This is a genomic window from Bacteroides sp. MSSM.1001136sp1_RTP21357st2_D2_RTP21359_211015, from assembly GCF_040913205.1.
Classification (GTDB): domain Bacteria; phylum Bacteroidota; class Bacteroidia; order Bacteroidales; family Bacteroidaceae; genus Bacteroides; species Bacteroides ovatus.
On record NZ_JBDFVF010000001.1, the window covers coordinates 299,203 to 312,279 of the forward strand.

Annotated in this window: 13 protein-coding genes; 10 read left to right on the forward strand and 3 right to left on the reverse strand. The window is 44.5% G+C overall.

Features of this window, described 5'->3' with window-relative positions:
- The first annotated feature begins 12 nt into the window (after window positions 1–12).
- From atpC to AB5217_RS01285, 9 genes are all read left to right on the forward strand, one after another.
- On the forward strand, window positions 13–258 hold the full coding sequence (gene atpC / locus AB5217_RS01245; RefSeq protein WP_004303467.1) for an ATP synthase F1 subunit epsilon: 246 nt from the start codon (window positions 13–15) through the stop codon (window positions 256–258).
- An 83-nt stretch (window positions 259–341) separates the two neighbouring features.
- A complete protein-coding gene (locus tag AB5217_RS01250) occupies window positions 342–776 on the forward strand; it encodes a hypothetical protein (protein WP_004303466.1) in 435 nt (144 codons plus the stop codon).
- Window positions 760–1,902 (forward strand): F0F1 ATP synthase subunit A, encoded by a 1,143-nt coding sequence (gene atpB, locus AB5217_RS01255; protein ID WP_070782819.1) that lies wholly within the window; start codon window positions 760–762, stop codon window positions 1,900–1,902. Before AB5217_RS01250 ends, atpB begins: the two co-directional genes overlap by 17 nt.
- Before the next feature lie 108 nt (window positions 1,903–2,010).
- Window positions 2,011–2,268 carry an ATP synthase F0 subunit C gene (gene atpE / locus AB5217_RS01260; RefSeq protein WP_004295758.1) on the forward strand — a complete coding sequence of 86 codons (258 nt, stop codon included), beginning with the start codon at window positions 2,011–2,013 and terminating at the stop codon, window positions 2,266–2,268.
- A gap of 102 nt (window positions 2,269–2,370) precedes the next feature.
- A complete protein-coding gene (gene atpF, locus AB5217_RS01265; RefSeq protein WP_004295759.1) occupies window positions 2,371–2,874 on the forward strand; it encodes a F0F1 ATP synthase subunit B in 504 nt (167 codons plus the stop codon).
- Window positions 2,875–2,879: 5 nt separating this feature from the next.
- The gene (locus AB5217_RS01270; protein WP_004295760.1) at window positions 2,880–3,440 is read left to right on the forward strand and encodes a F0F1 ATP synthase subunit delta; all 561 of its coding nucleotides are present in this window, start codon (window positions 2,880–2,882) and stop codon (window positions 3,438–3,440) included.
- On the forward strand, window positions 3,440–5,023 hold the full coding sequence (atpA, locus tag AB5217_RS01275; protein WP_004295761.1) for a F0F1 ATP synthase subunit alpha: 1,584 nt from the start codon (window positions 3,440–3,442) through the stop codon (window positions 5,021–5,023). The genes AB5217_RS01270 and atpA overlap by 1 nt, the downstream gene beginning before the upstream one ends.
- A 123-nt stretch (window positions 5,024–5,146) precedes the next feature.
- Window positions 5,147–6,043 carry a F0F1 ATP synthase subunit gamma gene (locus tag AB5217_RS01280; protein WP_004325794.1) on the forward strand — a complete coding sequence of 299 codons (897 nt, stop codon included), beginning with the start codon at window positions 5,147–5,149 and terminating at the stop codon, window positions 6,041–6,043.
- A 735-nt stretch (window positions 6,044–6,778) separates the two neighbouring features.
- On the forward strand, window positions 6,779–9,376 hold the full coding sequence (locus AB5217_RS01285; RefSeq protein WP_004325795.1) for a helix-turn-helix domain-containing protein: 2,598 nt from the start codon (window positions 6,779–6,781) through the stop codon (window positions 9,374–9,376).
- 28 nt (window positions 9,377–9,404) lie between these two features.
- On the opposite strand, the gene AB5217_RS01290 is transcribed toward AB5217_RS01285, so the two are convergent.
- From AB5217_RS01290 to AB5217_RS01300, 3 genes are all read right to left on the reverse strand, one after another.
- On the reverse strand, window positions 9,405–10,025 hold the full coding sequence (locus AB5217_RS01290) for a lysine exporter LysO family protein (RefSeq protein ID WP_004325796.1): 621 nt from the start codon (window positions 10,023–10,025) through the stop codon (window positions 9,405–9,407).
- Window positions 10,022–10,300: a LysO family transporter gene (locus AB5217_RS01295; protein WP_004303461.1), complete on the reverse strand. Its 279-nt coding sequence runs from the start codon at window positions 10,298–10,300 to the stop codon at window positions 10,022–10,024. Before AB5217_RS01295 ends, AB5217_RS01290 begins: the two co-directional genes overlap by 4 nt.
- A 402-nt stretch (window positions 10,301–10,702) precedes the next feature.
- A complete protein-coding gene (locus AB5217_RS01300) occupies window positions 10,703–11,614 on the reverse strand; it encodes an SDR family oxidoreductase (RefSeq protein ID WP_004325797.1) in 912 nt (303 codons plus the stop codon).
- Window positions 11,615–11,753: 139 nt separating this feature from the next.
- On the opposite strand from AB5217_RS01300, the gene AB5217_RS01305 reads away from it, so the two are divergent.
- Window positions 11,754–12,923, forward strand: a complete 1,170-nt coding sequence (locus AB5217_RS01305; RefSeq protein ID WP_004325798.1) for an RtcB family protein — start codon at window positions 11,754–11,756, stop codon at window positions 12,921–12,923.
- Window positions 12,924–13,077: the final 154 nt, after the last annotated feature.

Genomic DNA, 13,077 nt, shown 5'->3' on the forward strand with positions numbered 1-13,077 from the left:
AAAGATAGCATGATGAAAGAACTGCATTTGAGTATAGTATCGCCCGAAAAGAGCATATTCGACGGAAATGTGAAGATTGTCACATTGCCGGGAATGATCGGTTCGTTTTCTATTCTCCCCGGGCATGCGCCCATTGTTTCGTCGTTGAAAGCGGGAACGTTGAGTTACACGACGATGGACGGAGAAGAGCACACGATGGATATTCAGGGCGGTTTTGTCGAAATGAGTGACGGTACGGTTTCTGCCTGTGTTTCCTGACGGAAACTCCTCACCGGCACAAAGACTAAGCATTAAAAAAATGAGAAAAACGAGGTTATAATCTTACAGAAAAACACAGTAACATGGTGAATATTAGTAAAACTAAACGGAATTTTATTTGGTGGCATACCTTATTTGCGGTAATTAGCGGGGCACTCGGAGCTGTCATTCTACACTTCGCTTTGCCGGGGCATTATTTCGGAGGGTATCCGTTTATTCCGATCTATTTTTACTTCTTCGGGCTGTTTAGCATTTATGCTTTCGACGCTTGCCGTCGGCATGCTCCACAGAGAATGTTACTGTTGTATCTGGCAACGAAGATGATAAAAATGATTCTTTCGCTGATTCTGGTATTGATTTATTGTCTTGCCGTTCGCGAAGAAGCCAGAGCCTTTCTGCTGACGTTTATCTTGTTCTATTTGATATATCTGGTATTCGAAACCTGGTTCTTCTTCTCTTTTGAGTTGAATCAGAAACGGAAAAAGAAAAATAAGAAGAAAAATGAAACAGTTGCATAACATAGTAGCTCCGTTGATTCTGTTCTGCCTCATGGCGGCAGTCAGCTTGCCGGTTCTTGCACAGGAACAGGAGGGGGAAGCGGTGTCACAACAGACGCAGGACGAGATTACTCCGAAAGAGGAACAGGAGAACACGGTGGATGTGAAAGAAATTGTGTTCGGTCATATCGGCGACTCCTACGAATGGCATATTACGACGTGGGGTAACACGCACATTACTATACCATTACCTATTATTGTTTATAGTAGCACTACAGGTTGGCACACGTTCCTTTCTTCCCGTCTCGAAGAGAATGGAGGGACTTATGAAGGACTTTCCATCGCTCCCGAAGGAAGTAAGTACGAGGGCAAACTGGTAGAGTATAATGTGGCAGGCGAACAGGTCCGCCCGTGGGATATTTCCATCACGAAAGTGACATTTGCTTTGCTGTTCAACAGCGTGTTGTTGCTCATCATCGTATTGAGCGTGTCACACTGGTACAGAAAACGTCCGCAAGGAGCGAAAGCGCCGGGAGGATTTATCGGATTCATGGAGATGTTCATCATGATGGTGAACGATGACATTATCAAGAGTTGTGTAGGACCCAACTACCGGAAGTTTGCACCGTATCTGCTGACAGCGTTCTTTTTCATCTTTATCAATAACATGATGGGATTGATTCCGTTCTTCCCCGGAGGTGCGAACGTGACGGGAAATATCGCTATCACTATGGTGCTTGCAGTCTGCACGTTCCTGGCAGTGAATATCTTCGGTTCTAAACATTACTGGAAGGATATTTTCTGGCCTGATGTACCCTGGTGGCTGAAAGTGCCCATACCGATGATGCCATTCATCGAGTTCTTCGGAATCTTCACGAAACCGTTTGCTTTGATGATCCGTCTTTTTGCCAATATGCTGGCGGGACACATGGCGATGCTGGTGCTTACCTGCCTGATCTTTATCTCGGCAAGCATGGGGCCTGCACTGAACGGCACGCTGACGGTGGCTTCTGTATTGTTCAACATCTTTATGAATGCGCTTGAGTTGTTGGTTGCTTTCATCCAGGCTTACGTATTTACGATGTTGTCGGCAGTGTTTATCGGTCTGGCACAGGAAGGTGCCAAAGTGAAAGCTGAAGAAAATTGAAATGAAACGCGGTGAAAACGTTGATAAAAAGAATACGGAATAAACGCGCGGAATGAATGATTAAATAATAAACAAGAGAAAATATAAACCATTTTAAAACTGAAAATTATGTTACTATCAGTATTGTTACAAGCCACTGCAGCAGCAGTAGGAGTTAGTAAATTAGGTGCAGCTATCGGTGCAGGTCTTGCAGTAATCGGAGCTGGTTTGGGTATTGGTAAGATTGGTGGTTCGGCAATGGAAGCTATCGCACGCCAGCCGGAAGCATCAGGGGACATCCGTATGAACATGATTATCGCCGCCGCCTTGATTGAAGGTGTGGCTCTGTTGGCGGTAGTAGTTTGTCTGTTGGTGTTCTTCCTCTAATCAGGTATATAACAAGCGAATTTCGCAGGCGTGAACCATGTTTCAAATCATGATCAGCCGCGAAATCGTAAATTGTAAATCGTAAAATCGTAAATAAAGATTATGTCATTACTATTACCTGATAGTGGCCTGCTGTTCTGGATGTTTCTCTCATTCGGGATTGTGTTCGTGATATTGGCGAAATACGGCTTTCCCGTCATCATCAAGATGGTGGAGGGTCGTAAGACCTATATCGACCAGTCTTTGGAGGTGGCGAGAGAGGCTAATGCCCAGTTGTCTAAACTGAAAGAGGAAGGCGACGCATTGGTGGCTGCCGCCAACAAAGAACAAGGACGCATCTTGAGGGAAGCAATGGAAGAACGTGACAAGATTGTTCACGAGGCCCGTAAACAAGCCGAAATTGCCGCACAAAAAGAACTGGATGCGGTGAAACAACAAATCCAGATAGAGAAAGACGAAGCCATCCGCGACATCCGTCGCCAGGTAGCCGTGCTTTCTGTGGACATCGCCGAGAAAGTGCTCCGCAAGAGTCTTGAGGACAAGGAAGCACAGATGGGCATGATCGACCGTATGCTGGATGAAGTACTAACCCCGAATAAGAACTAAGGAAGATGGAAGTCGGAATACTCTCAATGCGTTATGCAAAAGCCATCATTGAATATGCACAGGAAAAAGGTCTGGAGGACAGGTTATATCAGGAGTTCCTGACGCTGTCGCACAGTTTTTGTGAACAACCCGGTTTGCGCGAAGCACTTGATAATCCGGTCATCACAACGAAGGAAAAGTTGGCGTTAGTCTGCACGGCTGCCGACGGTGACGGAAAATCGACCAGAGAGTTTGTCCGTTTTATCACTTTGGTACTGCGAAACAGGCGTGAAGGCTATCTGCAATTTATCAGCCTGATGTATCTGGATCTCTACCGGAAGCTGAAGCATATCGGAGTGGGTAAGCTCATTACAGCCGTTCCCGTCAATAAGGAAACGGAAAACCGGATTCGTTCCGCAGCAGAGCATATCTTGCACGCCCAGATGGAACTCGAAACGGTGATAGATCCTTCGATCGAAGGCGGATTTATCTTCGATGTCAACGACTACCGACTGGATGCAAGCGTTGCCACGCAGTTGAAGCGAGTGAAACAACAATTTATTGATAAGAATAGGAGAATTGTATAATGTCTGAAAATATAAAAGTAAGCGAAGTATCTGATATATTGCGCAAGCAGCTCGAAGGAATCAACGCCAATGTGCAACTTGACGAAATCGGTACGGTGCTCCAGGTGAGCGACGGCGTAGTGCGTATTTATGGATTGCGAAATGCCGAAGCCAATGAATTGCTGGAGTTTGACAATGGTATCAAAGCAATCGTGATGAACCTCGAAGAGGACAACGTGGGTGCTGTGCTGTTGGGTCCGACGGACAAGATCAAAGAGGGATTCGTCGTGAAGCGTACCAAACGTATCGCCTCCATCCGTGTAGGAGAGGGCATGCTGGGACGTGTGATCGACCCGCTGGGCGAACCGCTCGACGGCAAGGGGCTGGTTGGTGGCGAACTGTATGATATGCCATTGGAACGGAAAGCTCCGGGGGTAATCTACCGTCAGCCTGTGAACCAACCGTTGCAGACGGGATTGAAGGCGGTAGACGCCATGATTCCTATCGGTCGCGGACAGCGTGAGTTGATTATCGGCGACCGCCAGACGGGAAAGACTGCCATCGCTATTGATACGATTATCAACCAGCGCAGTAACTTCCTGGCAGGTGATCCTGTATATTGTATTTATGTGGCTATCGGTCAGAAGGGTTCTACCGTTGCTTCTATCGTTAATACGCTTCGTGAGTACGGAGCACTGGACTACACGATTGTGGTGGCTGCTACGGCTGGTGATCCGGCTGCATTGCAGTATTACGCTCCTTTTGCGGGTGCTGCCATTGGCGAGTATTTCCGTGATACCGGTCGTCATGCGTTGGTGGTTTATGATGACCTTTCCAAGCAGGCGGTAGCTTATCGTGAGGTTTCTCTGATTCTTCGCCGTCCATCAGGTCGTGAGGCTTATCCGGGTGATATCTTCTATCTGCACTCCCGTCTGTTGGAACGTGCTGCCAAGATTATCAGTCAGGAGGAAGTGGCTCGCGAAATGAACGATCTTCCGGAAAGTCTGAAGGGAATTGTCAAAGGCGGTGGTTCGCTCACGGCATTGCCTATCATCGAAACGCAGGCTGGTGACGTATCGGCTTATATCCCGACGAACGTGATTTCTATCACCGACGGACAGATATTCCTTGAAACTGACTTGTTCAACCAGGGTACGCGTCCGGCTATCAACGTCGGTATCTCTGTATCCCGTGTAGGTGGTAACGCGCAGATTAAGGCTATGAAGAAAGTGGCGGGAACATTGAAGATCGACCAGGCACAGTATCGTGAACTGGAAGCGTTCTCCAAGTTCAGTAGCGACATGGACCCGATTACCGCATTGACGATTGACAAGGGACGTAAGAACGGTCAGCTGTTGATTCAGCCTCAATACAGCCCGATGCCCGTAGAACAGCAGATTGCTATTCTCTACTGTGGTACACACGGACTGCTCCACGATGTTCCTCTGGATAAGGTGCAGGACTTTGAACGTAGCTTCATCGAATCGCTGCAACTGAATCATCAGGAGGATGTATTGGATGTATTGAAAACGGGTGTGATTGATGATAATGTGATTAAGGCTATCGAAGAGACTGCCGCCATGGTCACTAAACAATTTATCTAATCGGTCATTGATTTATCTGATTGGCCTTTAAAATAAATCTGAATGGTTTTTGATTTATCTAATTGGCTTTTTTATAAATCAGATCGCCCTTTAATTTTTAATTATTAATTTTTAATTATCACTATGGCTTCACTGAAAGAAGTAAAAACCAGAATAAATTCGGTCAAGAGTACCCGAAAAATCACTTCAGCAATGAAGATGGTGGCTTCTGCCAAATTACACAAGGCACAAGGAGCCATTGAGAATATGCTGCCTTATCAGAAGAAGTTGAACAAGATTCTGACTAACTTCCTAAGTGCGGACCTGCCTATCGAATCTCCTTATGTGCAGGAGCGTGAAGTGAAGCGTGTAGCAATCGTTGTTTTTTCTTCGAACACTTCTCTTTGTGGTGCTTTCAACGCCAATGTCATCAAAATGATGATGCAGACTATCGGGGAATTCCGTACTTTAGGACAGGATAATATCTTGATATTCCCGGTAGGCAAGAAGGTGGATGAAGCGGCCAAACGGATGGGTTTCAAACCGCAGGAGGTTTCTCCAACACTCTCCGACAAACCAACGTATCAGGAGGCTGCCGAACTGGCTCACCGACTGATGGATCTGTATGTAGCAGGCGAAGTGGACCGGGTGGAAATAATCTATCATCACTTCAAATCAATGGGGGTACAGATTCTTCTTCGTGAGACGTATCTCCCCATTAATCTGACGAACGTCGTAAGTGAAGAGGACAGAGAGAATGAAGAGGAGGTACAGGAGAACGAGATTGCCAATGATTATATCATCGAACCGAACGCAGAGGAATTAATCGCGAGCTTAATCCCCACTGTATTGAGCCAGAAGATTTTTACTGCCGCTGTTGACTCCAATGCTTCGGAACATGCTGCACGTACGTTGGCTATGCAAGTGGCTACGGACAACGCAAACGAGCTGATCCAGGATTTGACGAAGCAGTACAATAAGAGTCGTCAGCAGGCGATTACAAACGAATTGCTGGATATTGTAGGGGGATCCATGAAGTAATTAATCTTCTTTCTTTTGTCTTGAAACAAAAGAAAGAAGCAAAGAAAAATTCAAGGCTGACTTTTTTCTCCTACTCTCTTCCTTCACTTCGCTAAAGGGCAGAAACTCGCTACGCTCAAACAGTCTGCCCTTCTTAACGCTCCGTTACGGGCGCTCGCCTGATGGAGAAAAAAGTAGGCCGGGGAACCTGGTGGGGTGGGTGTTGCTGCTTGAATGTTCTAGGGTAGGTTTGTGGGGAAGCTGTGCGATATGTCTGATATTGCTTTGGTGAGTCGCAGTTATATCGTTAATAGTTTTATTATATATTGTTCTGCTTTGCTATATTGAGTCGTATAACGTCTGCGACTTTTATATAGCAAAGCTTTTTTATAAGGGGTATAAACCTTTCATAAGTCTCTTTATACTACATAGGCTACATCGGTTATCATTCTATTAGCCTTTTATTCTATGTCCTCTTTTTATATGGTGAGTTTTTTAATAATAAAGCTTCCCACATTGTAAGGCTTCCACCCGCAGGTCTTCCGGCCTCGTTTTTCCGGCGTCAAGCGCAGGTGGTTTCTCCGGCGTTAAAAAGGGCAGACTGTTTGAGCGTAGCGAGTTTCTGCCCTTTAGCCGGAGGAAGCACCGGAGTAGCCGGAAAAACGCAGCCTTGATTCTTTCTTTTTGGTTCTTTTTCTTTCGTATCAAGACGAAAGAAAAAGAATATTCAGTAACTTTACCGAAAATTGGAAAAGCATGGAAAATAATCCGGAACTGCAGCTTGCTTGGCAGTTCATTGAAAATACAGGCACCCATTTATTTCTTACCGGAAAAGCTGGAACCGGGAAAACGACATTTCTTAGACGATTGAAAGAACATACGCCCAAACGCATGGTCATATTGGCTCCGACAGGGATTGCAGCTATCAATGCGGGAGGCGTAACGATTCATTCTTTCTTTCAGTTGTCTTTTGCTCCTTTTGTGCCCGAAACAACCTTTAATTCTTCCCAGACACATTATCGTTATAGTAAAGAAAAGCGGAATATCATCCGTAGTATGGATTTGCTGGTTATTGATGAGATCAGTATGGTGCGTGCTGATTTGTTGGATGCGGTGGATGCAACTCTGCGGAGGTATCGCGATAGGGAGAAACCTTTTGGTGGGGTGCAACTGTTGATGATTGGAGATTTGCAACAGCTGGCGCCTGTCGTGAAAGACAATGAGTGGGAGTTGTTGAGAAAGCATTATGAGACTCCTTATTTCTTTGCAAGTCATGCATTGAAAGAAACGGCATATATGACGATTGAACTCAAGAAAGTATATCGTCAGAGTGATACGTTCTTCCTTTCTTTATTAAATAAAATTCGGGAGAATAAGGCGGATGATGAAGTGTTGAATGAACTGAACCGTCGTTATCAGCCCGGCTTTCAGCCGCAGAAAGAAGAGGGATATATTCGTCTGACGACACATAATAATCAGGCACAGAGGGTTAATGATTGCGAACTGGCATCGTTGCCCGGCAAGGCGTATCATTTTAGTGCCGAGATAGAGGGGGATTTTCCTGAATATTCGTATCCTGCGGATAAACTTCTGACAATTAAGGAGGGAGCACAGATAATGTTCCTGAAGAATGATCCATCGTCCGAGAAACGGTATTATAACGGTATGATTGGTGAGGTGGTAGCGGTTAATGAAACGGGTATTGTGGTGCGTGGTAAAGGGGATAGATCCGAATTTCAGTTGTTGCCGGAAGAGTGGGGGAATTATAAGTATGTGTTGAATGAGGAGACGAAGGAGATCACTGAAGTGATAGAGGGGACGTTCCGCCAGTATCCTATTCGTTTGGCGTGGGCTATTACGATACATAAGAGTCAGGGTTTGACGTTTGAACGTGCTATTATTGATGCACGGAATTCCTTTGCACATGGACAAACTTACGTGGCTTTGAGTCGTTGCAAGACGCTGGAGGGTATGGTGTTGGAGTCTCCTTTGCGCAGGGAAGCCATAATAAGTGATGCTACGGTGGATAATTTCACCAAAGCGGTGGAGCAGAATAAGCCGGGCAGCCAGCAGTTGAATGATATGCAAAAGGCGTATTTCTTTGATTTGTTGAGTGATTTGTTTAATTTCTATTCGATCGATCAGGCTTATAAACGGTTGCTTCGTCTTATGGATGAGGATTTGTATAAGCTCTTTCCGAAGCAGTTGGCTGAATATAAGGCGTTGGCTCCCCATGTTAAAGAGAAGATTGTGGAGGTGTCTCAACGTTTCCGCAATCAGTATACCCGGTTGATACATGAGAGTGAGGATTATGCGGCGAATGAGGAGTTGCAGGAACGGATTCGTTCCGGTGCCGGATATTTTCATAAGGAGTTGGAACCGGTTCGGGCTTTGTATGATAAGACTAATATGCCTCTTGATAATAAAGAGTTGAGAAAGCTGTTGGCAGAGCGTATGCAGGCGCTGGATGATGCGTTGTGGATTAAAGAGTCTTTGTTGGAAGCTGTGTCTACAAGAGGGAAGTTTGCTATCACGGATTATTTGAAGTTGAAGGCTAAAGTAATGTTGAGCCTTGAAGATGATTCTACGTCCTCCGGTTCTTCGAAGGCTTTGAAGGAGAAGAAAGAACGTAAGGAACGGAAAGAGCGTACACGCAGTGCTGAAAAGGTAAAGGTGGAAGTTCCTACGGATATTCTGCATCCGGAGCTTTATCGTGCCCTGTCTGAATGGAGAACAGCCAAAACAAGGGAGATGAATGTTCCTGCTTATGTGATTATGCAACAGAAAGCATTGATGGGAATTGTGAATCTGCTACCGGATAGTCCAAGAGCTTTGGAGGCGATACCTTATTTTGGAGCGAAAGGAGTAGAGAGATACGGGCTTGAGATTCTGGGTATTATCCGCAAGTATATGGCGGAGAATCAATTGGAGAGGCCGGAGATAACGGATATGTTAATCTCCTCCGGTAATAGCGATGATACAGTAAGGCAACGAAAGACGAAGCTGCAGAAAGAGGCAGAGAAACAGGAGAAAGAGGCGGAGAAGGAGAAAAAGAAGGAGGCGAAGAAAGATACGAAGTTGGTTAGCTATGAAATGTTCCGTCAGGGAATGAATATAGATGAAATAGCCAAGGCTCGTGATTTGGTATCCGGAACCATTGCCGGACATCTGGAGCATTATGTCCGTTCGGGAAAGATCAAAGTGGAGCAGGTGGTGAAAGCTGAAAATATAGCGAAGATTCGCAAGTATTTGGATGAACATGAATACATGGGAATATTCGCTATAAAGGTAGCATTAGGAGACGCTGTCTCCTATGCTGATATCAAGTTTGTATTGGCTGTTTCCGGGCATTAATAAATAAGGTTATTATTCCCGGACAGGGTTAAAGATTACAGAAGAAAGAAACGAAAACGGGAACGCTGATGTCAATCAGAATGCCGTGCAGGATGGCGATGGGAATCATTTCTTTTCCTGAATATCTGGTGATGGAAGGCAGCAGTACATCCATCGAGTTGACTCCTGCTGCTGAAATAGGAGCGAGTTTCCCGAAGTACTTCTTGATGATTGGAGTACCAAGAAGTGTCATCATCTCACGGAAAATATTAGTCAGTAGGGCAATGGTTCCCAGTTCCGTAGCCAGTTGCAGTCCGATGGAGGGTTCTTTGAACTGGGTGATAAGGATGGAAGAGAGTGAATAGTAGGCAAATCCACTTCCCACTGCCATACAGTCGAACACGCTCCATTGACGCAATAGCAAACTTGCCAGGGCGGAGAATAACAGCGTACCGATAATTGTTCCCAATGGAATCAGCAACATTTTAGGGTGCAAATGTGAAACAATGGCTTTCAGGTTCTTATTGGAACCGATGCTGATTCCTACTTGTAACATTAATGCATAAAGTATGTACATGGAAACTGTGTGCGTATCGAACTCGAACTTATTGAAAGCTCCCATGATACAGCCTACACAAAAGAATACTATAACGATCAGACTTCCTTTCATTGTTCGCCTCCTTTCCTGAAAAATAATTGTAGTACCAAACGGGCAGCAATCAGGCTTCCCAATACACCGGACACAGCAAGAACAATGGCTTGCCATCCGAACTTACCAAGATTGTTCACAATCAGGCTATTAGAACCGATAGATACACCGAGAATAAAGAGCAACAGGAATATTGTAAGAGAAATTGTCTTTTCTGTCTTCTGTAGAATACTCCAGTTACGCAATACATAGCCGATGCCGATTCCTAAAAACATGGTAGATATAATAGAGAACATAATTGTATATATTTTGGGTTAGGTTAAACTGATGATTGACAACACACAAAAGAATTTTCAAAGAAGATATTACATCTGCTTGAAAATCAGAAAGGAATACTGCTATGGCTAACAAAACAAGTCAGCAGGTAGTTCCTGTAAAGAAATAGTTGGGAAATTTAGATGAATCCACTGAACCAATGCACATGCACGCAACAAGACTTACAGAAAATAGGTATTCCTGCAAGAAAAAGAGTAGCGTTATGTAATTGTAATGTTTGATTCATCATTGGTCTTTTTTGAATTTGGTGCAAAGATAGTTATTTATTGCATATTTTCAAAATAAATATGCAATAAATAAAGAGAAAGGAATATCCGGAACGAGATAGATGGTTGTAAAAAGTTGGTTATGTGCTCTTTCCCTTATAATTTATCCCAGTTCGCAAGAATTTCTTTTAACTTTTGGGGCCTGTATCCGAGCATTGTCCGGGCTTTATCAATACTCATCCCACTGAAGCGGGGACGGGGAGTGCTTTCATTCATTTCTTCTGTGGTGGTAGGATGGATAAGAGAACGGTCGAGTTTCATATAATCTGCTACCTGGTAGGCAATCTCTGCAATGGTCATACATTCATCGCCACAGATGTGGAAGATGCCATTCGCCGTATGTTCTATTAAACGTAGCACTCCATCCGAAACGTCTCCAACATAGGTTGGGGTCCGCCATTGATCGGATACGACACGTATTTCTTGTCCGGCTTTCAGACGGTTCATTACTAGCTGTACAATATTACCATGTTGTCCCGGCAGTGCCTTGCCATAAACGATTTCTACACGGACAATGGCATAACTGCTGCAAGTTTCTGCCACCCTCTCTTCTCCTTTCCATTTGGTATATCCGTAGTAGTTGACCGGGGCAGGGAGGTCTTTTTCTGTATATAACAGCCCGGCAGCTTCGTTTATCTTTCCATCAAAAACAAAGTCCGTAGATAAATGAATGAACCGGCTTTTGTATTCTTCGCATAAATCGGCCAGTTGGCCTACTGCGGTAACATTGGTAAGATAGGCTTCTTCATGATGCGTTTCGCAATAGTCCGGCACGGACAGAGCGGAGCAATTAATGACTACATCGGGTTGAACCTCTTTGAAGAGATGCCTAACGTCCGCTTCATTCCGTATATCTGTTTCGATGAAACGATAATCCTCCGCGTTATTGGGAAGAATATCCGGATGCAGGGAGCAGCCCGTCAGCTTGTATTGTTTACAAGCAGATAAATCATTTACAATCTGGCGTCCGGTGAATCCGTTGGCGCCGATAATTAATATCTTCTTCATTAGGTTCTATATTATAGATGTTATAGATTATTTCTACAAAAATAAAAAATAATATCAACTACGCAAATAGATTTCGTACTTCCCTTCTTACTTTGCTCCCGATAACGAGATTTATATGAATTGATAAAAGAAAAGATGTATGGAAAAAGTAATTATGGGAACACGTTTACCCGCTAAACTTTGGTTGGATGAAGTAGAGGACTCTTGTATGTCGCAGATTATGGATTTGACTTCACTGCCTTTTGCATTTAAACATATTGCCATCATGCCTGATGCGCATGCGGGAAAAGGAATGCCTATTGGCGGTGTGTTGGCTACCAATGGCGTGATTGTTCCCAATGCTGTGGGAGTGGATATCGGTTGTGGTATGTGTGCGATTAAGACGAATCTAAAAGCGGAAGATTTTAGTTATACGGATTTGACTTCCATTATGTCGAAGATTCGTGCAGTTGTTCCTTTGGGATTCGATCATCAGAATAAAAAGCAGGATCAGGAATTGCTTCCGCAAGGATTCGACTTTGAAGAGATGCCTGTTTTGAAGAATCAGTACGAGGCTTGTTTGAAGCAGATAGGAACTCTGGGAGGTGGAAATCACTTTATTGAGATTCAAAAAGATACGGCAACGTCTGATGTTTGGGTGATGATTCACTCCGGAAGCCGTAACATTGGTTTGAAGGTTGCCAATCACTATAATAAGATTGCGCAATATTGGAATGAGAAATGGTATTCTGAAATGGTATCGGGACTAGCTTACCTGCCAATGGAGACACAGATGGCAAAGGATTATTTCCGTGAAATGAATTACTGTGTGGCCTTTGCCTTTGCCAACCGTCAGTTGATGATGACTCGTATTTGTGAAGCCATCCAGGCAGTGAAACCTGAAACGGACTTTGATCCTATGATTAATATTGCCCATAACTATGCAGCTTGGGAGAATCACTTCGATCAGGATGTGATTGTACACCGAAAAGGTGCTACGCGTGCCTATGAGGGCGAGATCGGTATTATCCCCGGATCTATGGGTACCAAGTCTTATATTGTTGAGGGACTGGGTAATCCGGAGAGTTTCAAAAGCTGTTCGCATGGTGCAGGTCGATTAATGGGAAGAAAGGATGCCTGTCGCCGTTTGTCACTGGATGAAGAGAAGGAGAGAATGGATCAGCAAGGTATCATTCACGGACTTCGTTCGCAGAACGAACTGGATGAAGCACCGGGAGCTTATAAAGATATTGCGCAAGTGATAGCGAATGAGCGGGACTTGGTGAAGCCGTTGGTGGAGCTGGCTCCAATGGCGGTGATTAAGGGATAATGTCATGCCATGTTTAAAGGAGTATCTAGCGTATGGACATAAAAAAAGGAGCAACGCCTTGCTCCAACCTTTGTTAACCTTAAATCTAATACTATGAAAAACACAATGCAAAGATACAGACTATTGCGAAATTAGCAAATAATCCAAGAAAAAA